Source organism: Roseibium sp. (assembly GCF_965216085.1).
Lineage (GTDB): Bacteria > Pseudomonadota > Alphaproteobacteria > Rhizobiales > Stappiaceae > Roseibium.
The window spans coordinates 3665392-3687232 of the sequence record NZ_OZ244138.1; the positions used below are offsets into that span (position 1 = coordinate 3665392).

General features: G+C 56.4%; 21 protein-coding genes and 1 tRNA gene. 10 read left to right on the top strand and 12 right to left on the bottom strand.

The annotated features are described in order from the left end of the window. Positions 1-126 precede the first annotated feature (126 nt). Positions 127-768 (top strand): GntR family transcriptional regulator, encoded by a 642-nt coding sequence (locus ACOOFE_RS17190; protein WP_420411177.1) that lies wholly within the window; start codon positions 127-129, stop codon positions 766-768. A gap of 237 nt (positions 769-1005) precedes the next feature. Beyond that, positions 1006-1461: a GNAT family N-acetyltransferase gene (locus ACOOFE_RS17195; RefSeq protein WP_420411178.1), complete on the top strand. Its 456-nt coding sequence runs from the start codon at positions 1006-1008 to the stop codon at positions 1459-1461. Between the two features lie 120 nt (positions 1462-1581). Here ACOOFE_RS17195 and ACOOFE_RS17200 read toward each other — a convergent pair whose 3' ends face one another. Next, positions 1582-2004 carry a DUF2147 domain-containing protein gene (locus tag ACOOFE_RS17200; protein ID WP_420411179.1) on the bottom strand — a complete coding sequence of 141 codons (423 nt, stop codon included), beginning with the start codon at positions 2002-2004 and terminating at the stop codon, positions 1582-1584. Positions 2005-2306: 302 nt separating this feature from the next. Between ACOOFE_RS17200 and ACOOFE_RS17205 the strand changes: the two genes are divergently transcribed. After that, entirely contained in the window at positions 2307-3065 is a 759-nt protein-coding gene (locus ACOOFE_RS17205) for a substrate-binding periplasmic protein (RefSeq protein WP_420411180.1), read from the top strand. Positions 3066-3601: 536 nt separating this feature from the next. Further along, entirely contained in the window at positions 3602-3841 is a 240-nt protein-coding gene (locus ACOOFE_RS17210; RefSeq protein ID WP_141188875.1) for a hypothetical protein, read from the top strand. Positions 3842-3936: 95 nt separating this feature from the next. On the opposite strand, the gene ACOOFE_RS17215 is transcribed toward ACOOFE_RS17210, so the two are convergent. Next, on the bottom strand, positions 3937-4620 hold the full coding sequence (locus ACOOFE_RS17215; protein ID WP_420411181.1) for a DUF930 domain-containing protein: 684 nt from the start codon (positions 4618-4620) through the stop codon (positions 3937-3939). A 266-nt stretch (positions 4621-4886) separates the two neighbouring features. Continuing rightward, positions 4887-5648: a substrate-binding periplasmic protein gene (locus ACOOFE_RS17220; protein ID WP_420411182.1), complete on the bottom strand. Its 762-nt coding sequence runs from the start codon at positions 5646-5648 to the stop codon at positions 4887-4889. Positions 5649-5956: 308 nt separating this feature from the next. On the opposite strand from ACOOFE_RS17220, the gene ACOOFE_RS17225 reads away from it, so the two are divergent. Next, positions 5957-6046, top strand: a tRNA-Ser gene (locus tag ACOOFE_RS17225). 151 nt (positions 6047-6197) lie between these two features. Beyond that, complete coding sequence (locus tag ACOOFE_RS17230; protein ID WP_420411183.1) at positions 6198-6539, top strand: MazG-like family protein; 342 nt, start codon at positions 6198-6200, stop codon at positions 6537-6539. Here the strand turns inward: ACOOFE_RS17230 and ACOOFE_RS17235 are convergent. Both ACOOFE_RS17235 and ACOOFE_RS17240 read right to left on the bottom strand, forming a co-directional pair. Further along, positions 6536-7618 carry an SMP-30/gluconolactonase/LRE family protein gene (locus ACOOFE_RS17235; RefSeq protein WP_420411184.1) on the bottom strand — a complete coding sequence of 361 codons (1083 nt, stop codon included), beginning with the start codon at positions 7616-7618 and terminating at the stop codon, positions 6536-6538. The genes ACOOFE_RS17230 and ACOOFE_RS17235 overlap by 4 nt on opposite strands. Before the next feature lie 308 nt (positions 7619-7926). Next, positions 7927-8841: a LysR substrate-binding domain-containing protein gene (locus tag ACOOFE_RS17240; protein WP_420411185.1), complete on the bottom strand. Its 915-nt coding sequence runs from the start codon at positions 8839-8841 to the stop codon at positions 7927-7929. Positions 8842-8948: 107 nt separating this feature from the next. On the opposite strand from ACOOFE_RS17240, the gene ACOOFE_RS17245 reads away from it, so the two are divergent. Then, the gene (locus ACOOFE_RS17245) at positions 8949-10484 is read left to right on the top strand and encodes an AMP-binding protein (protein WP_420411186.1); all 1536 of its coding nucleotides are present in this window, start codon (positions 8949-8951) and stop codon (positions 10482-10484) included. 80 nt (positions 10485-10564) lie between these two features. Here ACOOFE_RS17245 and ACOOFE_RS17250 read toward each other — a convergent pair whose 3' ends face one another. Beyond that, complete coding sequence (locus ACOOFE_RS17250; protein WP_420411187.1) at positions 10565-11413, bottom strand: helix-turn-helix domain-containing protein; 849 nt, start codon at positions 11411-11413, stop codon at positions 10565-10567. Between the two features lie 117 nt (positions 11414-11530). Here ACOOFE_RS17250 and ACOOFE_RS17255 point away from each other — a divergent pair, with 117 nt between their 5' ends. The 3 genes from ACOOFE_RS17255 (at position 11531) to ACOOFE_RS17265 (ending at position 14830) form a co-directional block, all read left to right on the top strand. Next, positions 11531-13066 (top strand): YjjI family glycine radical enzyme, encoded by a 1536-nt coding sequence (locus ACOOFE_RS17255; protein ID WP_420411188.1) that lies wholly within the window; start codon positions 11531-11533, stop codon positions 13064-13066. Further along, positions 13038-13898 (top strand): YjjW family glycine radical enzyme activase, encoded by an 861-nt coding sequence (locus ACOOFE_RS17260; protein ID WP_420411189.1) that lies wholly within the window; start codon positions 13038-13040, stop codon positions 13896-13898. Before ACOOFE_RS17255 ends, ACOOFE_RS17260 begins: the two co-directional genes overlap by 29 nt. 149 nt (positions 13899-14047) lie before the next feature. Continuing rightward, on the top strand, positions 14048-14830 hold the full coding sequence (locus ACOOFE_RS17265; RefSeq protein WP_420411190.1) for a cyclase family protein: 783 nt from the start codon (positions 14048-14050) through the stop codon (positions 14828-14830). 27 nt (positions 14831-14857) lie between these two features. Here ACOOFE_RS17265 and ACOOFE_RS17270 read toward each other — a convergent pair whose 3' ends face one another. From ACOOFE_RS17270 to ACOOFE_RS17295, 6 genes are all read right to left on the bottom strand, one after another. Further along, positions 14858-15649 carry a class I SAM-dependent methyltransferase gene (locus ACOOFE_RS17270; RefSeq protein ID WP_420411191.1) on the bottom strand — a complete coding sequence of 264 codons (792 nt, stop codon included), beginning with the start codon at positions 15647-15649 and terminating at the stop codon, positions 14858-14860. Positions 15650-15803: 154 nt separating this feature from the next. After that, a complete protein-coding gene (locus tag ACOOFE_RS17275; RefSeq protein WP_420411192.1) occupies positions 15804-16199 on the bottom strand; it encodes a GFA family protein in 396 nt (131 codons plus the stop codon). A gap of 177 nt (positions 16200-16376) precedes the next feature. Continuing rightward, on the bottom strand, positions 16377-16970 hold the full coding sequence (locus ACOOFE_RS17280; RefSeq protein WP_420411193.1) for a hypothetical protein: 594 nt from the start codon (positions 16968-16970) through the stop codon (positions 16377-16379). 122 nt (positions 16971-17092) lie between these two features. Further along, positions 17093-18574 (bottom strand): Asp-tRNA(Asn)/Glu-tRNA(Gln) amidotransferase subunit GatB, encoded by a 1482-nt coding sequence (gene gatB / locus ACOOFE_RS17285; RefSeq protein WP_420411194.1) that lies wholly within the window; start codon positions 18572-18574, stop codon positions 17093-17095. Between the two features lie 240 nt (positions 18575-18814). Beyond that, complete coding sequence (locus ACOOFE_RS17290) at positions 18815-19111, bottom strand: EscU/YscU/HrcU family type III secretion system export apparatus switch protein (protein WP_420411195.1); 297 nt, start codon at positions 19109-19111, stop codon at positions 18815-18817. 7 nt (positions 19112-19118) lie between these two features. Then, a complete protein-coding gene (locus tag ACOOFE_RS17295; protein ID WP_420411196.1) occupies positions 19119-21671 on the bottom strand; it encodes a flagellar hook-length control protein FliK in 2553 nt (850 codons plus the stop codon). Between the last annotated feature and the right edge of the window lie 170 nt (positions 21672-21841).

Consider the following 21841-nt stretch of genomic DNA (forward strand, 5'->3'; position numbering starts at 1 on the left):
TCCATATGCGTTGATATAATATCTATATGTATACATATAATTTTTATAAGAATGCAAATGAAAAATTTCTGCATCGACATGGCAGGTGAAGAATGCTAACGGCAGGAGGACATCAGAGGCTTGATCATGAAACGTGTCGCAGACCAGCTCATCGAAACGCTCAAACAGGAAATGCATGCCGGGACTTTGAAACCCGGTGACCAGTTGGAAGAAGCGGCCCTCGCCGACCGCTTCGAGGTCTCACGCACACCGGTGCGCGAAGCCGTGCGCTCCCTGGTGGAAAGCGGACTGCTCGAAACACGGCCCCGAAAAGGAGCCTTTGTCCGGATGTTGTCGGCCAAGGAACTGATCGACCTTTTTGAGGTCGCAGCCGAGCTGGAAGCCTTGGCCAGCCGCCTGGCTTCCGAACGCTTAACCGATGAAGGGCTTGCCAGTATCCAGCAGGGTCTTGAGGCTTGCGCGACCGCCGCTAACAACGATGATGCTACGGCCTATTCAGCCGCCAACCTTCAGTTTCACCGGGCGATCCATATGGCGACCGGCAATGAGTGGCTAATTGAGCAACTGGCTCAAATCGAAACCCGGATCAATCCTTACCGCTCCATCCCTTACAAGATGCATGGCCGGTTGCGGCAATCGGCTGAAGAGCATGCGGCAATCCTAAAGGCCATATCCACTGGCAAAGGCGCGGAAGCAGCGCAGCTCATGCGGGACCATATGATGTTGCAAGGAAAACGCGTTCCGCTATTGCTGCAAAGTGTCGGGTAACTCCCTGGCAAATCAGACAGGCTCCTCCCCAAACTCCCAAGATAAGCCTTGATAAACGCGGCCTAAGGAAGGACGCGTGAGTTTTCTGTGCGGCGTTTGTAGCACCAATTGGCAAACAGAGAAAAGCGCTAGGTTCTCAACAAACCAATCAGCGGCACTGTCACAAAGTCTTGTTGGACCGACCTTATTAAGCTCCGCTATAAAAGCTGAATAATTTCAAAATGCTCGTGTACAAATATGTCCAGAATTGAAAAAGCCTCTGCCGAACATCTGCCCGCCATCATCGCGATCATCAATGCAGGGGCGACCAGTGTCCGCAAGGACAAGGAATTCGCCGATTGGCAAGAATACCTGCCAACGTTTGAGGCCATGCTGGCCGCGCCGGAGATGGATATCTATGTCGCGCTTGATGCCGCTGGGGACGTTATCGGCACGTACCAGATCCATTTTCTGAAAGGCCTTGCGTTTCGCGGCCGCCCCCGGGTGGAGCTGGAAAGTGTGCATGTGCGCGCCGATCAGCGCGGCACCGGAATTGGCCGCCTGATGATGGAGCATGCTGAACAACTGGCGAAAGACGCCAATGCCTGCATGGTACAGCTGACGTCCAACAAGGAGCGCGAAGGCTCTCATCATTTTTATAAGCGGCTCGGCTATGACCAGAGCCACCTTGGCTACAAAAAGATGTTTGTTTAGATCAGGCGCCCAAAAAAAGAACCCGCCGCTCTGCCTGAAAATGCGCCACACATTCTTTCAGCAGACAGAGCAAGCGGGCCGGAACCAAACCAACCGGTCTGGCGGAGCAGTTTTTGAAGCTTATTTCAACCGGGTCCAGGTTTCGCCTTTGCAGATCAGACCGCCCATGACACAGCCTTCCAGTTTCAGCTTGTTGTTGCCGTTCAATTTGATGAAGCCGGTGTAGGTTTTGCCGTCTTCAGCATTGTAGACCTTGCCTTTCCATTGACCGTCCTTGCCGGTTGGCTTCATCGACTGGACGATCCGCACACCCAGCAGCGGCCGGCTTCGTTTGGAAGCATCTGGATTTTCGGTATCCTTGCGCGGCTCGCGCAACCAAATCAGTTTACCGCAAAGGGCGCTGCCGCAAGAGCTGATCCGGATTTTCGAGGCGCCATTCGGGCGTGCCCAATCGCCTTTGGCATCAGCAGCCAGAGACGGAGTGGCAGTGGCCGCCAGCAGCCCGGCGGCTACAAACCCGGCAACAGCAAATAGTTTCATCATGTTTCTCCTCCCGAAGCGGAAAAGCTTCCGTTTACGAAAGCGGAAGGTACATCACTCAAATGCCTCTGCCTAGCCGTCACGTTACGGAACACCGGCGTTTTTTTTTCTAAAAATAATGAGAGTTTCCGCGCTAATCGCGCGCCAATCCCAATCACCATCAATGGAAATTCAAGCAATCCGTTTTGCATAACACCGCACCAGTTAGTGCCAGGAATTACGACTGCCAGTTTTGGCAATATTGAAAATCGGCATCTTGGCCATTGTAATGCCGAAAGTGTCTGTCACCGGGCCAAGGATGTGCGGTGTTAAGAAGCGTATTGATCCGTGTTGTTATCCTCGCCACAGTCGCTGTCCTCGGCGGCACCGGATCGCCGCGTGCTGACAACATCCGGGCGGCCACCGACGAATGGCCACCGTTCCGTATTTCAACGGACACAGGTTTCGTCGGTTTAGACCTCGATTTAATCAGCGAAATCGGCCAACGCATTCAGACACAAATAGAAGTGATCAGAATGCCCTGGGGACGAGCCCTTGCTTCCATGGAAAGTGGCGCCGTCGACATCATGACCGGTCTCGCCTACCGGAAAGAACGGGCAGTCTATATCGCGTATACCGATACACCATATTATTCCTGTGAAACGGCTTTTTATACGCCAGCATCCCGGCCTGCGATTATCAATGGATATGAAGACTTGCAGGACTATGTGGTCGGATTCGTCCTGCATTCCGCCTATTTCGAAAGGTTCGACACGGATCAAGACCTTCAAAAACTCGGCGTGTCGAAAGAACAGATCCTGATTGATATGACGAAGCGTGGCCGATTGGATGTGATGATCGGAACAGATTGCCAAGTGGATTATTTCATCAAGGCCAGCGGCCTTAGTGACAAGATCATCAAGACAGATTACCGCCCTGGAAATTCGGTCGACCTTTTTCTGGGTGTCTCAAGGCAATCACCCTGGGCGAAACGGCTCGATGAACTCAATTCCGTAATAAAATCCCTTGTCGATGACGGTACCATCGATGAGCTGGCCAAGCGGTACTACGATTCCCCATCCTGATCCGTCTAGAGCATCCTGCGTTCAGGTGAACGCAGACAAGATGCTCTACCACTTCAAAATCGATCAGCTTGTGGCTGTTCAAGCGGTTCCACCTGAACAGCCGCTGATCTAGAGCTCCCCCTGTCCAAAGCCTCCAAATGACCGCATTTGCCCTGCCACGAAGCAATCGCCATCAGTAAGCGCTCCAGAACAGGCTGACCCTCCATTTGCCGGCATCGCCAACAACAGCAAAAAAGTGCAAAGCGTCGGCTTGGTGAATCCAAGATTAATCCGCTCTGTCGAATTTTCAGAGAATGCTATTGAAATCAAACAGGAATTCGCAACCATAGGGTTTCCATCCGGTAAATTTCAGACTTACTTAAATTTTTGTTCGGATTTCATTAAATCTAATTCTTAACTGGCTCTTCAACTGCTCCTGATGAAGTAACCCTCAAGAAACGACGGGGAAAGCTTCAGATAAGCTTGCGTTTCTAGGAAAGTCTTTGAGACAAACAGGGGAGAGCGTAATGGCTCGTTTTGAAATGCATTCGGCCGACATGGCCATCATGGGCGAAAAGCCAGTAACCGCCGACATTCTGTTCCAGATGGGCCTGGACAGCGCCTGTGGCCGTCACGGCGCCACCGATCTTGTAACCGCCCATAAGTGGTTCAACATTGCCGCGCTGAAAGGCAATCAGGAAGCCGTGCGTTACCGCAAGGAAATCTCCGGTGAAATGAGCACCAGTGAAATCGCCGAAGCACAGCGCTCTGCGCGTGAATGGCTGTCGATGCATTGAGCGTGGTGAGGGCTGCCAGCCGTATGGCACCTGAACGCGTTAACATCACATGACGCGGTGCGTATGAGCCGCCGCGTCACCATCTTCAAATTTACTCAATAAACAGCTGCCAGGCCAAGATCATCCCAGAGTTTTTGAGGGATTGGCGGACCCAGCGCATATTCAAACTCTTCAACCACGGTCCCTGCCGCATTCAGCCGGCAGCGGTAGGTGATTTCATACCAGTTTCTCCGGCTGCGCAGCGCAGCCGCTGGCGCAAAGATCAACTGGGCGTTTTGAACAGTGTTTTTCAGCGCATAGGGCATCAATCTGTCCGGCTGAAAACCGGCAGCGTCTGCCCGCACCTGCTCCATCGCCTCCAGCGCACAGATTTGCTCCCGCCGGTCCTGGCTGGTGACCATCGTCAGCACCCGGCGTGCTTGTGCTGAACGTGGGTCTTTTAAGACCTCTGCGGCCCGCAAGGTTCCCGCCACCACCCAGTAGTGTGGCGCACGCCAGTCTGGCGCTGAGCGGCTTTGATCAAAAGACTGGTCTTGAGGCAGGCGCGTTATTTGCTGAAGCTCGACATCGTCAAGACGTATCCCCTCACCTCCCGGTGCCGGCCGTAAAGTCGGCACACCTGAGGCTTTTCCATCTAAAGATTGGCCCTGTCTGCGATTAATCATCGGTTCAGACAATACCGGACGATCCGGCTCTTGAACAATTTCCACCTCGACCGGAGCCGAAGTGCCGTTTAGGTGGATCACGGCGGGTGGCAGGCTTGCAAGGATAATAAACAACGCGGCATGCAGCCAAACGGCACAAACAGCCGGAAAATGGTCGGCGATTAGCCGCTCGAAGACTTGGGGCTGCGCTGCCTCGATAAGGCTATCCTCACGCTTTGATTGCAGGTGTTAGAAATCAGGAAACTGCGGCAACAATGGGTCATAACCAACACCTATCGCTTGCCAAGCGGCACAAAAGGCTGAGTGTCTGCTTCGTCGTTCGATGTTTATGTGTGCCCTGCTAGGGCTGCTGCGAACAGGCTCCGCGCAACAGAGATGTCTCAATAAAGAAGCCGGTAGGAGGTGAGAATTTGCCCATAAATGCCGGTTTCCTTGATCGTTTCAAGCCCCTGTTTGAGGGCCTTGATCAGCTCTGGATCGCTGTCTTTGTTGAGCGCCATATAAAGGCTGCCACTGATGTCTTCCAAGCGGTAGACTTGCTCAAATTGCGCCGGATCCATTTCTTCCAGAACCAATCGGTGTTGAAAGGATGCTTCGTCGAAGGCGATCAGATCCAACCGGCCGAGCGCAAGCTTGCGGATGTTCAAAACATCCTGACCAACCACTTCAAGATTGGTAAATTTCTTACTCTTAAGGTATTGATATATCAAATCTTCCACCGACACACCTATGGTGTAGCCTTTGGCATCATCCAGCTCCTTGACTGTGATATCTGTCCGGTTGGCAAGCTTATAAAGCGACGTGTTATAGGGGGCGATGACGCCGATCCATTCAAACAACTCTTCACGTTCTGGGATCCGCCCAATCGAGAAGATCAGCGTGTTCTTGCGGTTCTGGGCTGTCAGATAGGCCCGCGCCCAAGGCAAAAACTGAAAGCGGGCGTTGAGGCCGGCTTGGCCAAGAACCGCCTTCACAACGTCACTGGAAAGCCCCTTAATCTCGCCATTTTCCAAATAGTTGTAGGGTGGGAATTCTTCGGTGACGATCGTCAGGTCCTGAGCCCAAACCGGACGGGCGAACAAGCACAGCAGCAAAAACGGCAGGAAGCGGCGCGTCACACCAAGATGTCGACCAAAGAACATGCGCCATTAGGCCAAGGAAACACCTACCCGGCAAGCTGCGAATTCTGTCATGTCCTTCGAAGGCAAGCGCAATTGCTTCCGATTGGGTCGGTTGATTTGACCGGCCGCTTTGGCGCAGACCGGTGACAGCCTCTCGCCCGCCCGGGTCCTTTTGAGGGTTTTCTGCGCCGGTCTTGAGAAACGCCCTGCGCAGAATGTGTAAATTTCAGCACACCTTCTGGCTCCTGATTTGGGCAGCGGTGGAAAAAAGACAAGGGAGCAAAAATCCCCTTGAACTCTGAAGCGTTTGTTCGTACACGGACGGTACCGGAGAGGTGGCCGAGTGGTCGAAGGCGCTCCCCTGCTAAGGGAGTAGGCGGGCAACCGTCTCGAGGGTTCGAATCCCTTCCTCTCCGCCATTTCCTAAGAGTGAAATTGTTTACCGTCTCCAATACGCATGTGAGCAATGCTGCGGACGGTTGTCGCAGGTGGCTTTTCAAAACAGGCCTTTGCACTCGATTTTAACCCGTGCGAAAAGACTGCGGCTTTCATGTCGCAGGGAACAAATCGATGAAATTTTCCGACCTTCGTCAGGCCAATATCACCCGGCAAAAGGAATGGCCGGGAAATGACCAGGCTGACATTGCCTTTCGGGGACTGGAAGTTGCCGGTGAATTCGGTGAAGTCGCGGAAGCCTTGAAAAAATATCTCCGCGGGCAGCGCGGCATCAAAGGCTCAACTGCTACACTGGAAGATGTTGCATCTGAAATGGCCGACAGCATCATCGCGCTCGATCTACTCGCAGACCTGATGGGCATTGATTTGGGAGAAGCGGTGGCCCGGAAGTTCAATGCAACGTCTGAAAAATATGGGCTGGAGACGCGCCTATCAGATGATGGCCGTCCAATCTAAGGCTTCAGGATGCCCAAATCCGGCTCGGTCAAGCTGGTCACATACCGCGTGCCCTCTGCACCTTCAATCAATCCGGTCGTCAGAGCATAGCCGCCCGATGGGTCCTGCAGGGTCTCCAGAATGTCCCCGTCCTCATTTATCTTAATAACAAACCCATAACGTTGTGCTGCCGGGCGCAGGAAGGCCGGAAGGCGCATGACCACTTTCTTCAAAAATGGCTTGTCCGCAATCGCATCTGCGACCGGCGACCGCGGACTGACAATCCCCACCCAGAATGTCCCGTCGGGGTTCCTATTGATGTTGTCTGGAAATCCGGGAAGGTTTTCGACAATAACTTCAGGCGCCACAGTGCCATCCACGGGCACCTTCAAAATGGAATAAGTACCGGTCTCAACGACCAGAAAATGCGTACCGCTTTCAGTTACCGCCAGGCCATTTGCAAAGCTGAGACCATCGAGAAACGTTGTTGTTTCACCCGTTGCAGGAGTGTAGCGCAACACCCGGCCATTGGGACCGTGCTCCATCAGATCCAGCAGCGAGGCCGGCAGCGTCCCGCCATTTTCCCTTGCACCGAATTTTGTCGAGGCGTCCGTGAAATAGACCGTCCCGTCCGCAGCAATATCCAGATCATCCGCATAGAGGATCGGCGAGCCGCTTGCTGTCTTGTCGGCCAGAGTAACGACTTCTCCGTCTCCGGAAATTTTCAAAAGTCCGCGAAAAGCATCCGCAACATAGAGTTCTCCAGCGCGGTCAAACTCCACACCAAGCGGGCGTCCATCGGTTTCCGCAAACAGCGAAACCTTCCCGGACGCCGGATCATACTTGAGAATGCCACCTTCATGGGTCGCAATATAGAGAGCTCCATCCGGACCGAGCGCTGCGTCTTCAGGGCCGCTATGTGCCCCGAGTTTCAGCCGTTCAATTCCGGCCAAGCCTTCATTGGGGGCATAAGAACCGGTATATCCAGGGTTCTTTGGCGCGTTCCAGGCGACCGGATCTATCGGCACCGGCCAGAACAGAAGATACGCACAGAGCACAATGAGCAAAACAGCCATTGCCTGCCAAATTCTTTTGGTCATGGGTCTCTCTGAAAACGGAGAAATAGTAGACTTGCAATACTACGGATAGTGGTGTGGTACCAGTGCCTGGCAGCCAGGACAAACAAGCCCCCCACAGGGTCATTCACGCTGGCGCTCCCTCCTGCCTATTACCAGCATCAAAGACCAGATCAGCGGCAGGGAACAGCACTTCGGATAAGGCAGTATCATCGCTGCGATTGACATTCAGGTCGCTCCGGCAGGCAATGCGCTCCCGGTATTCAACACGGATTCTGGAATAATGAACTGGAATCGGGACATCTCTGCAGAATAGGCAGAACTGACTTGCTTCAAAAATCTGGTGTTTTGCTGGCTTCAGCCTTCAACCACGACAAGAACTGCGCTTTGCCGCCGTCATCGTCCAATGGATAGTGGACGTTTACATAATAGCCGCTGTCCAGATGAACCGGCATCTGACAAGCCGGTGTCAGCTGCCCCGCCGCGATGTGGTCTGCAACAACGGAGCGCCAGCCAAGCATGATGCCGTCGCCGGTCAATGCAGACTGAACCGCCTGGACATAATTGCCAAAGCGCAGATCACAGGCTTCCCTTGATCTGCGGCGGCCCAATGCCTTGAAGTAACTTTCCCAGCCGAGCCATTCCGGGTCCTGAACCGCCACATGGATAAGGCGGCGGGACGACAGGTCTTCCAGATTTTTTGCCAGCCCGTGTCGCTCCAGATAATCAGGAGAACATATGGGCACAATCGTTTCTTTGAGCAGAAGCTCCCAGGGCCCATCCGGCCATTTGCCGTCACCGTAACGAAGCGCAATATCCGAACCGTCATGCAATCCGGCCGCGCCCTGATAGGCGGCCATCACATGAACAGAAATCTCCGGATGAGCGGCGCTAAAGTAGTTCAGGCGCGGCATCAGCCAATAAGTGGCGCAGCCAAGATTGCAAGACACGGTGACCACATTGTTCTGACCGTTGCCCGCTTTCCGCATATCTTCGACTGTTGAGGCCAGCCGCCCGAGGGTTTCAATGACGGTGCGGTGAAACTCATGACCAGCTTCCGTCAACCCCATCGGCCGGGTCGAACGGTCCAAGAGCGATACGCCGACAAAATCTTCCAGCTGCCGGATCATCTGACTGACAGCTGATTGCGAGATCGCCATCTCCTTGGCCGCGCGGGTCATGGAGTGATGACGGACAACCGCATCAAACAGCTTCAGGCTTTGCAGGGACGGGATCTGATTCCACATACCATTAGCTATAACTTATTTTATGATGATAACTCACTCTCTTTTTCGCTGACTGAAACGACAGTATCAAACCGCTAGCATGACATCATTAGCTGGAGGAGAAGGTGATGCAAAAGGTGACTTTGGGAGACATGCTGCACGAGTGCGCAAAACGGTATGCAGACCGGCCCTTTGTCACCATTGCGGAAACCGGTGAGACTTACTCCTATTCAGATGTGGAAACACTGACCAACCGGCTCGCCCACGGCATGAAGGAGAAACTCCCGGCCAATCTTTCGCATGCGGCCATTGTGTTAGAAAACTGCGTTGAATATCTGGCGCTCACCTATGCGCTGAAGAAGATCAACACGGTGGAAGTTTCGATCAACCGCGCAATGCGCGGGGCGGCCCTGGCCCGGATGATTGATCAAACCAAAACACCAGTCCTCTTCACCTCCGAAATTCATCTGGGCGCCCTGTTCGAAATCCGGTCCGAACTTATGCACCTGCACACTTTGGTGCTTCTGAGTGGGGCTGCAAAGGCAAAGGCATTGTTCCCAGATCTTAATGTGATTGCTTTTGAAACCCTTTTGTCGGATCGCAGCGACCATATTGTCTCTCCGGCTAAAGACACCGATACAGCGACCATCTTGTTCACCTCCGGCACGACTGGGGTCTCCAAGGGCTGCTTGCTATCGCACCGCTACGCAATTCGCACAGCCGAGAACATGATCGGCCCCTTCCGGGTCACCAGCGAAGACTGCATCTACTCCCCCTACCCGCTGTCGCATATTGGTGCCGCCTACTACGATATTCTGCCAACCATGATGACGGGCGGCCGTGTCGTTCTGCGCGAACGTTTCAGCGTGTCAAACTTCTGGCCTGAAGTGAAAAAATATGGCGTTACCTGGTTCATGATGCTCGGCTCTGTGCAACAGCTCTTATGGGCGCACCCGCCCTGTAAGGAAGAAAACACCCACAAGGTCACTCGTTGCTGGGGAACGCCCGCCCCCGTTCCGAAGGAGGACTTCGACGCCCGCTTCAACTTGCACATGATCCCTGGTGGTGGCTATGGTTCTACGGATGCCGGTTGGGTTGCCGTTCCGCAGTGGGATCACTACGGCGGGATCGTTCTGCCGCATTTCGATGTCGAGATTCATGATGATAATGGTGAAGAACTGCCCGCCGGCATGGCCGGTCATATGGTCGTACGGCCGAAAGAACCCGGCGTCATGTCCGACGGTTATTTCGGCATGCCGGAGCGCACGCTGGAAAGCCGCCGAAACCTCTGGTTTCAAACCGGCGATATCTGCCGCATGGATGAAGACGGTCATCTTTATTTCCTGCACCGGGTAAGCGAACGCATCCGGGTGAAGGGGGAGATGGTGTCTGGCTACGAGGTTGAAGAAGGCATTTTGAGCCACGACGCCATCGAGGACTGCGCCGTCATAGCTGTCCCGGGCGAGTTTGGCGAAGAAGACATCAAGGCCTTTGTCACGGTCAAAAATGGCCGGTCTATCGATGCAGACACGATAAAAAGCCACTGCGCCTGCCGCATGGCCAAATTCATGGTGCCCAAACACATCGCATTTTTGGAAGAGATGCCCCGCACGCCCACCGGCAAACCTGAAAAGGGCAAATTGGCGGCCATTACGGGTGCTTAACTCAAGCGTTGCCCGGCCAAACCGCACAAAGTTTCAGTGGGGTTTTTAAACACCAAATCCCGTTTTGGATTTGACGAAAACTAACTGCTTCCAGTTGGCTCGTTCCGTGAGATCTGCCGGAAACGCCGCGGTGAGACACCGCTGTGCCGTTTGAAATCGCGGCTGAAATGATAGGGGTCGCTGTAGCCGCACCGCGCCGCCACACCGGCGATCTGGCTGGTTGTCGCGGTGAGCAAATGCTCAGCCAGCATCATGCGTTCCTGCCGGAGCCAGGAAATCGGAGTGGTGCCGGTTGCAGCCTTGAACCGGCGGAAGAGTTGCGAAGAACTCAGTCCGGCAATACCTGCCATCGCTTCAATTTCCCAATGCCCGTCGATGCTGCGGCGCAGTTGGCGCATGACTTCATTGATCGGATCGTCTCCAACGGCTGCCCAGGTGTCCGCCCGTTTGCTGTACAAGGCCGCCACCACTGCAGCCACCTGCGCATTCAAACGCGCATCAGCATCCGGTGCCTGCGCGCGCAGCGCCGTGATGACGGCCTCGAAACAACCGCAAAGGCTCCCCAAATCCTCAATCACCGGATCGTCCAGCAAGGCTAATTGTTCATACAGACGATCCAACCCGTGGCCCGCCATAGCGAACCACAGGTACGTCCAAGGAGCGCCGTGACCGGCGCCGTGACCATATTTCTGGCTGGTATCCAACCACACAAGGCTGTCTGGACCGGCCTTAAAAACCTTCCCGCCGACTTCTATCCGTCCCGCGCCCGACAACGTGAGGATGAACACATGTTCATGATAACTCTGCCGCACCATGCCGTCTTGATGGGTGACAATCGTCTGCCCACCCACAGGAACCGTGTACGGCCAGAGAGAGGCCAAAGGATCGGTGGCGTGAAAGAACACTTCGGATCGGTCAAAAACACGCATTGTGCGAGTATTGTCCAGGTTTCTTGCACAATACACCATTTTTTCCGCACTTGATGCTGGTATTATCAATTAACGCTTTAAGCGCAGCCGCTTGCCACCAAATCAAGGATGGTTCTGATGACCGTTGAAAAACCCGCCGTCCGCCGGATCGTCAACGACCCGGCCTTAACGGCCTCCCAAAAAGCCCGGTATTTGTCGCTAGAAGCAGAAAACGCACTGGCTTATCCGGATTTGGACAGCGGCACACGGGCCGCGCTCGATGACCGGGTCATCTGCGACATGTATGAAGGCCATGCGCCCTACAAGCCGCGCTATGTCCTGCCGGATTACAACGTGGTGTTGACCAGAGGCAGCGACTGGCTGGAACTGCCTGTGCCGCGGACCCTGGAAGAGGCCATTCATACCTTGATGATTGCTTACCACCATGTGCCGTCGGTAACCGGCATGCCGGTCTATATCGGCCAGCTGGATGATCTGCTGCTGCCGTTTTGCGATGGCGTTTCGGACGAACGCCTCTATCAGCAAATCAAACTGTTCTGGCGTTATTTGGACCGGGTTTTGCCGGATGCTTTCATGCACGCCAACATCGGGCCGAGCGACAACCGGGTCGCCCGTGCCATCCTGCGGGTGGATGCGGAACTGAAACAGATCGCACCGAACCTGACGTTCTTTTATGACCCTGAAGTGAGCAGCGACGACATCCTCCAGATGGCCGCCGCCAATATCGCCGAATGCTCCAAGCCGCATATTGCCAATCATCCGCTGCATGACGCCGTCTTCGGCGACCGGGGCTACGGCATCGTTAGCTGCTATAATGCCCTGCCCGTCTGCGGCGGTGCCTCCACCCTCACCCGGGTTAACCTGGCGAAAGTGGCTGAACGTTCCACCGATGCCGCCGACTTCCTGAATAATCAGCTACCGTACTATGTCGACCTGAATTTCCGGTTGACCGAAGCGCGCGTCGATTACCTCTTCAATCAGTCCGGCTTCATGGACAGTTTTCTGGTGACCGAAGGCTGGCTGGATGAAACCCGGTTTGCCGCCATGTTCGGCATCTTTGCCATGGCCGAGGCGGTCAACACCCTGCAGGACAAGGCGGGCGCGGCCGGGCGTTATGGCCACGATGCTGATGCCAATGCCCTCGGCCACAAGATTTCCGCAAGACTGGCAGACTTGGTGGATACACGGCCGATGAAAAACATCTGGCAGGGCCGCGCCATGCTGCACTCCCAGGCTGGTCTTTCCACCGACGAAGGCTATACACCGGGCGTCCGGATCCCCTATGGCACGGAACCTGATCCGGTCAGCCACATTCGCGCGCTCGCCGCACACCATGAGTACTATTCATCCGGGATCAGCGAAATCCTGACGCTGGATGAAACCGTGAAGGCGAATCCGGCCGCCATCCGTGATCTGTGCAAGGGCGCCTTTGCTTTGGGCTTCCGCGAGTTCACCGCCAATGTCGCCAGCAATGATCTGGTACGGGTGACCGGCTATATGATCCGTCTGTCGGATGTTGAAAAATTCAACGCCGAGGCTGGGTCGCGTACCAACACCACGGCGCTCGGCGCGGAAGCCGCCGACGTCACCTCAATCCTCGACCGCAAACCCCGGGTGGTTGCCAATGAGCTCTTTGCAGGCGCCGGTCAGTAAGATCCTGACCTGGTCCTGTGTCGATGGGCCCGGCAACAGGCTGGTTCTGTTTCTGCAGGGCTGCAATTACAATTGTATCACCTGCCACAACCCGCACACCATCGGCCAGTGCAACGATTGTGGCGATTGCATTCCCGCGTGCCCCACGTCCGCGCTTTCATTGGTGGATGGCAAGATCCGCTTTGATGCGAACGCCTGCACAAATTGCGACGCCTGCCTGAGGGCCTGCCCGATCAGTGCCAATCCGATGGTTCAGACCTACACCGTCGAAGACATCCTGGCGTTGCTGCGGGAAAACGCGGACTTTCTGTCCGGCATTACGATTTCCGGCGGCGAAGCGACGCTGCATCACTCCTTCATCAAGGCGCTGTTCTCCGCCATAGGCGCGACAGCGGACCTGAAACATCTGACGCGCTTCATCGACAGCAATGGCCACCTGGGCGCGGACGGCTGGAAAGAGCTTCTGCCGGTCACCGATGGGGTGATGCTCGACATCAAGGCCTTTGACGTTCAACTGCATAAGTCTTTGACAAAACGCACCAACACCCGGAGCCTCGCCTCCGCCCGGCAATTGGCAGACGCGGGCAAGCTCTATGAGCTGCGCTATCTGATGATCCCCGGCCGGACGGACACAGATGCTGAGCTGGACGCCCTCGCTGACTTTGTGCGCTCGCTCCCTCAGCCTATCCGCCTCCGGCTCAACGGTTTTCGCACGCATGGCGTCCGGCCCGAAGCGGCCAAACTCCCGGCACTTGCCCGCGACAGGCTGGAAGCTGCCGCCGCTAAACTTGAAACGGCCGGTCTTGGCCCGGTCGCCTTGCCGGCGATTTAACAACCTTCTAAAGACTAGCGGCCTTTGACCGGCAAGACCGTTCCAGCCGTGCCAACCGTCTCCCAAAACCATTCCAGCTTGCCCCACCATCAGAACCCTGCCACTTTTGCGGATAGGTTTTATGGATCCGCATATTCGGGAGCTTCGGCATGAACGGCAAACGCACCCTGATCGACATTTCCGTTGCGATTGAAGCTGATATTCCCTCAGATCCGCCGATTATGCTGCCGGAGATCGAGTATCTCGATCACCAGGCAACGGTGGAGCAGATGACCGGCTTCTTTCCGGGCCTCACCAAAGATCAGCTTCCTGGCGGAGAAGGCTGGGCCGTGGAGGTGATGAAACTCTCCACCCACAACGGCACACATCTCGATGCGCCTTATCATCACCACTCCACGATGAACGGCGGCGAGCGGGCGATCACGATTGACGAAGTGCCGCTGGACTGGTGCCTCAATCCCGGCGTTAAACTCGATTTCCGGCATTTGCCGGATGGCCATGTTGTCAGCGCAGCGGAGGTCGAGGCCGAACTCGACCGGATCGGTCATGACCTGGCCCCACTCGATATCGTTCTGGTCAACACGTCTGCAGGCAAAAAGTACGGTCAGCCTGACTATCTAACGTCCGGCTGCGGCATGGGGCGCGAGGCAACGATGTATCTACTCGATTTGGGTGTACGGCTCACCGGGACCGATGCCTGGTCCTGGGATGCGCCGTTTTCGCATACCGCCCAGCGCTGGATGGAAACAAAAGACCCCTCCATCATCTGGGAAGGCCACCGGGCCTCCATGGACATCGGCTATTGCCACATCGAAAAACTCTCCAACCTGGAGGCCCTGCCCGCGTCCGGCTTTCATGTCAGCTGTTTCCCGGTGAAGATCAAAGGCGCATCGGCGGGGTTTACAAGGGCCGTGGCAATCTTGGAGGAGTGAACCCGCACCGGGCGCCCACTGTAACGGTCACGCCTTTGTAGCTGCGAAAACGAGGGCCTGGATCTTGCCTTCCACCTCCCCGGCCCCGCATTTTTCGGCGATCAGACCCTCGGCTTGGTCGGTAACCGCCTGCAATTGCTCTGCGTTGCGTGTTTCTATTTCATTTCTCAATGGCGTTCCCTGACAATAAGCGATGGCCGGATGGCGGGGCGACGGGGCCCTGCTGACATCGGCACGAATATCGACTGAGACATCATCGAAACCACTTTGCAGCAGTTCGGCCTGTATTTTTTCGGCATCGTGATGACCGTGTGGTGTCCGGGCGAGAAACAGCGGCGGATCCTCTGTGGCAAGCGCAGCAAACTCATTCTCCCGGAGGTGGTCCCACACACTGAATATGAAAGTTCCACCCGGTTTTAGAACCCGGTAGGCCTCGCGGTATCCCGCACCGTGATCTGGAAAAAACATGACACCAAATTGGCAAATCGCGGCATCAAATGAATTGTCTTCAAACGGCAGTTTGAGCGCATCGGCCTGCCGCCACTCAATTGGATACGCTGCCGGATGTTTGCGTTCGGCGTGGTCCAGCATCGGCTGATTCAAATCTGTGGCGACATACTGGACCGAGTTTGCCAGTCTGGGCGCCAAAGCCCTCGGCACGACACCGCTTCCAGCTGCAATTTCCAGAACCGAAGCCGGGTTCAGATCCACGACCCTGGCAGCCAAATCTTCGGCATACGACCTGAATATCAGCGGGACCAGGTAGTTATCGTAGAACTCGGGGATCGAACCGGTGAATTCCTTGTCGCTGCTGGTCATTGCGCCCCTCCCTGACATCGACTTGCCGTAAAGTCAGGCAGAACGCTAACACAGCAGCAACTTGGGAGATACAACCATCCCGAACAGGGGTCAGTTGGACTGGCAACTGTGCGCGCAGAGCACCGGACACTGGAGACACCTCAGTCGAGGAACATCAGTCCAGAAACTTCCATGTCTCTGCACCATCAAAGTGCCTAAGCCCAATGCCGTCGATCACGCTGGGATCCGCCAAACACAAATTCACCGCCATCCGGCCAATCGCATCTCCGGCAATGCCTTCCCAATGGGTGGTCGCCCCGCATATTTTACAGGAGTGAAACGCCAGCTGCTTGTCCCCCCAGACATATTGTATCGTCGCATCCGGCTTTGCGGTGATCTTTATGCTTTTGGTAGAACCATGCCCCCAAACGGTTCCGAGCGACCGGCAGATCGAGCAATTGCATTTCACCGCGTGTTTTGGCGGAGAGGTCATTTCATAAGACACCGTGCCGCAGTGGCAGGCCCCTTTGACAGGAAGGGAAATATCAAGACTTGCAGTGTCTTGCGGCATGGAAAAAGCTCTTCTGTGGCGGCAATATCTAGAGACTTTGCAGTTCCGGTCATACTGCCGTTTGTGAATACATGGCCGAAATCATGTCGAAAACTCAGGCCTCAAGATCGCATTTTTACCGGGTAAACTTGGCCTCCATCGTGGGTGCTGTCCCAGAACGGAGATCGGACATCGGGCCTATTCAAACCAGCTGGCGACAGTCGCTTGCACCTCTAGAAGTGGTTTGTCGGCAGCCCGGGCCGGCAGTATGACCGGACCGGAAGGATGGATGATCAAAAGATGTTCCTTCCAAAGGACCAGATCAGGCGCGCTCTTCGGCCATTCCCTGCGGGTCTCAAGTTTCACTCCGTCGAGATCCAGACAGGTCCCCAGAGTTTTCTTGTCCAGAACAACAGTCTGCTCTTCCCCGAAAAACCGCTGATAGATGCGTTTTGCCTGCGCAAACGTCCAATATTTGTAGGCCAGCAACCCAATAACGATGCCAGCCCAAAGAATGAAGCCGCTAAGCATCAGCAGATCCGTGGGATGCAGTCCCGGGGCACTCTCAGCAAGATCTTTTCCAAGCATGAAAATCGCCGCCAGGAACGCGGCCATCACAGACACCCGAATGACAAGCCCGATCCTGGATATAAAGGAGAAGCCCTGTCGATGTTTGGAGTTCGATTTGCTTGCGCTTTTGAGCGTTTTTAACCAGAGCGCATTTGCTCGCAAATAGGCCCTGACATCTGATGGACCATAAACAAAGCTTGCTTCAATTCTTTCAGTATCCACGATGAAAACCGCCATTTTTGTCAGAAAGGCTCGATAGGCAAAAAAACACCCGCCGTCCCAATTTAGTGGGAAACGGCGGGCTTCATTTCAACGGTATATTCGAACTTAGCCAGCGGCCTGGCTTATTCCACGCCGATCTTCGATTTCAGAAGATCGTTGACGGCTTGTGGGTTGGCCTTGCCCTTGGAGGCTTTCATGACCTGGCCGACGAACCAGCCAACGAGGTTCGGCTTGTCCTTGGCCTGCTGAACCTTGTCCGGGTTGGCGGCGATGATTTCATCGACGATGGCCTCAATCGCGCCAAGGTCAGTCACTTGCTTCATGCCGCGGTCTTCAACGATCTCAGCCGGGACGCCGCCCTCGGTCCAGACGATTTCAAAGACGTCCTTGGCGATCTTGCCGGAAATCGTACCGGCCTTGATCAGGTCGATGATGCCGCCAAGCTGGCTGGCAGACACCGGAGAGGTCTCGAGATCCTTGCCTTCTTTGTTCAGACGGCCAAAGAGCTCGTTGATCAGCCAGTTAGCAGCCAGTTTGGCGTCCCGGCCCTTGGCAACTTCCTCGAAGAAATCGGCAGAGGCTTTTTCGGCAACCAGAACATCGGCATCATAGGCGGTCAAACCAAAATCCTTGACGAACCGCGCCTTCTTGTCATCCGGCAGTTCCGGTAGATCAGATGCCAGCTCGTCAACGAATTCCTGAGAGAACTCCAACGGCAGAAGGTCCGGATCCGGGAAATAGCGGTAGTCATGCGCTTCTTCCTTGGAGCGCATGGACCGGGTCTCGCCCTTCACGCTGTCAAACAGACGGGTTTCCTGATCGATCTCGCCGCCGTCTTCCAGGATCGCCATCTGGCGGCGGGCTTCATATTCGATCGCCTGGCCGACAAAGCGGATTGAGTTGACGTTCTTGATTTCACAGCGCGTGCCGAATTCGCCGCCAGGGCGGCGCACCGACACGTTGACGTCAGCGCGCATGGAGCCCTGGTCCATGTTGCCGTCACAGGTGCCGAGGTAACGCAGGATGGTGCGCAGCTTGGTGAGATACGCCTTGGCTTCGTCCGCAGAGCGCAAATCCGGCTTGGAGACGATCTCCATCAAAGCAACGCCGGACCGGTTCAGATCCACAAAGGACATGGACGGGTGCTGGTCGTGCAGGGACTTACCTGCATCTTGTTCCAGGTGCAGGCGCTCAACGCCGATCTCGACCTGCTCATCCGGCATATCCAGAAGGATCTTGCCCTCGCCCACGATCGGCTGCTTGAACTGGGAGATTTGGTAGCCCTGCGGCAGATCCGGATAGAAATAGTTCTTGCGGTCAAAAACAGACTTCAGATTGATCTCGGCTTTCATGCCAAGGCCCGTGCGGATTGCCTGGCGCACGCATTCCTCGTTGATCACCGGCAGCATGCCGGGCATCGCCGCATCAACCAGCGAAACGTTGTTGTTCGGATCCTGGCCGAATTCGGTCGAGGCACCGGAAAAGAGCTTGGCTTCGGAGGTGACCTGGGCATGGACTTCCATACCGATCACGATTTCCCAGTCGCCGGTCGCGCCCTTGATAAACTTCTTCGGGTCGGGAGTGCGTACGTCGACAAGTGTCATGGGGCGTTCAATCCTGTTTTCGTCAAAAGCGCTCGCTTGGAAGGTTACGGCCGAACAGCCGGAGCGCTGATAATCACCGGATTGATGACCTACTGGGGAATTGCTGTTGCTGCAAGCGTTTCCTGAGCTAAAGCGGGCGCTTTCGCACAACGAGCGCAGATCAGGCGGTTCGGCTGAGCCCGCCAGAATAGTCGCAATCCCATGCAAAACATAAGCTGACCGGCCTGCCCCAGCAGGTTGTTACTCTTCGGCACCTGTCTCTTGGGGATTCTGCGCCTGGCCCGTGCGCATGATGAAACCGATCAGGACCGCGACAGCCTGATAGAGTTCTATCGGAATTTCGTGGTCCACTTCGATTTGCGACAAAGCTTCGGCCATCATCGGGTTCTGCTCGATCGGCACGCCTGCCTCCCGTGCGATCTCTTCGATCCGCTCGGCCGCCGTGCCCGTTCCCTTGGCGCTGACGACCGGTGCCCCCTCTTCTTGTTTATATTCAAGGGCAACGGCGATCTTGTCTGGAGTTTTGGAACTGCTCATCACCGCCTCACGATTGCCGGTTGATCAAGGCGCCATATTTAGCAGCGGTTTTCGGTGGAAGTCCGCGAATGAAGCGCAGTTCCTGAAGGTCAAGACCAGCGTCTGCAAAGGCCGCTTCCATGGTTTCTTGCTGGCCGGTCAAAAGATCCAGCGTCTCCTTGCGGTCGACCCAGAGTGAGACAAAGGTGCCACCGCCGCGTAAACTGACGGCCGCCTCCAATGGACCAGTCGCCGTCAGGTCCAGGGCAAAGCGCAACCGCCAGGCCGGCTCACCTGCCTCTTCGCCGTTTTGACCGCCACCGTCCCGGCCGATCTGCATTTGCATGACGGCCGTTTCCTGACCAAAGGCAATCGGCAGTTCCACTACCGCGTCCATCGGCTTGCCGGTTGCTGCTTGCGGTCCATCATCACCGGCAAGACCACCATTGACCAGCTGGGCCAACCGCATCCGGGCCAGTGCCGCATCGGTTTCCTGCAGCAAGGATTGAAGGTTCTGCGGTGCAGATCCGGCCCAATAACCGCTGGAAGTTTGCGGCGCTTGGCCCTGTGGGCTGCCGTGCCGCGACGGTGGTGCGGGCTGACGCGCCGGAAAGCGGACGGCTGGCTCCGCGCCAAGCTGCTGCAGCAAAGATTTGAAAGACAGCAGCGCATTTTTGAGATCCGGCAAGGGCGTTTGCTGCCCGCCCGTTTGCAGCGGCACCTGACCTTCCTTAAATTGCCCGGACTGGCGCACAGCTTGCTGCAGGGAGGTTCCTGTCACCGGCTGACTGGAATTCAGCCGCAGCCCCAGGATTTGTTGCATGGCCTTTTGAACCGCATCCGGCATGGACACCTTCCCCGCCGACTGGGCAGACATCAAAGAACCGATCTGGGCAAACAACGCCCCAAGACTGGCCTGCTGCTCTGAAAGCGGCTGACGCAAAACGTTAGCGGCCTGCTGCACTGGGGTTGCGGGCGTTGTTCCCACGGACCCGGCTGTCGATGCGACACCTCCAACCGCCGGACCTGCGGGCATTGCAGTTTTGGCCGCTGAATAGGCTTGAGCGGGCAATTGCACTGCCGATGCCCCTGACGGGCTTGTGGCGGAAAATCCGCTTTGCGGGGTCATCACCTGTGACGCCAGTCCCGCAGATAATCCGGGCGCTGGCCCAGCTGGTCCTGTTGGCGCCGCAGGCGGTGCCGCTGGCACAGGCGGTTGCCCGCTCCCTGAAATAGCGGCCTGTCCGCCTGTTCCAGCCGGATTGACCGGCAACGGTGAGGCCTGCGGCGCTTGCCCGCCCGGCAATTGTTGAGCACCTGAAGCTGGAACTGCACCGGTAGGAGAAGCCCCTCCAGGGGTTGGTTGGGCCAGATTTACAGGGGGCGGAGGTCCGCCCGCTTGTACACTGGCAGATGGTCCTGGGGCCACGGGTCCCGTTGCTGTTGGCGGAATGTTTGCTCCGCGCTCACCGCCGACCGGGATCGTGGCAGCAGACGGAAGGCCTGACGGACCTCCTGGAAGGACCGGACCATTTCCTGCGGACGGCTGAGCCACCGTTTGTGCACCGGACTGAACAACAGTTTGCGCTGCGGCCGGATTGTTTGGCTGCGCTGCAAACGATGCAGCGCTGGCGCCTGTGCTCGCCGGAAGCGGCGCAGCAGCTGATTGGGTGCCGGTTGTCAAACTAGCCCCAGATGCGCCGGCCACGGGCACACCGAGCGACGTGTTTCCCAAGACCGAGGTCGTGCCTCCAGTAGGTCCACCTCCAATCGGGGTACCAGCGCCGAGTGGCGCCCCCTGTCCGGCTTGAAGCGCCCCGGCCGGGGGCTGACCCAAAACCACCGGGTTGCCGGAGGTCGTCGTAACGCCCCCTTGTCCGGACTGGAAACTTGTCGTCGGCGTGGCTCCAGTCGAAGTGATGCCAGTCCCTGCCGCTGGTGACGGGTTTGATACCGGTATGGTGCCTTGGGTCGAAAGTGGATTGGTGCCTGCCTGGCCTGTCGCCGGTTGTCCAAGCCCAGCATTCGCAGCGCCCCCGGGCACTGGCGCCGCATTTGGTGGCAACACTTGATGAAGCGGCGTTGACGGACTTGGCATTAGTGGAGCTGGCGTTTGCGCGGGAATTCCTGTTTGCCCCGTTTGCGGCAAAACGCCGGTGGCTTGCAGAAACTGTGTCACAACCGGTGCAGGCTGCGGCAAACCAGTTGCTGGCGGCGCCGGCTGCGGGGAGCTTGCGGGTGCGGATGGTTGCGCTACTGGCGGCGGTGTCCCGCTGCTTGGCACCTGTTGTGCTGGTGGTTGACCGGCGGCGGGCGCATTCCCAGCTCCCGTTTGCGGGGTCAGCACAATGGATGGCTGCTGTTTCGTCCCGGAGACCGTTATTGTGACATCGGAGCCGACCGGCAACGGCGCCGGCACGCGGAGTTCCACCGTTTTGGCCTCCGACGTCAGACGAACGACACCACCCGGCAGATTGGCATCGACTTTTGCGCGCAGTTCCGTGCCCGGCTCCAGGTCTTGGGCCACCGTTCCACTTTGTGCTGTCGCTGGCAGCGGCTGTGCGCTGACCGTTTCCACCATGCCACCATCTCCAAGGGCGCTGTTTCCTCGACTACATTAGCGCTTCGAGTATGGCGGCTTTCTTAAAGCTTGGCGAGCGTTGACACGGATCAAGGCACCGACGGCCCAAAACCGTCATCTTATGTCCAGTTGTGCGGAATTCCGGAGGGCTCCGGGCATCGGCTGAACCG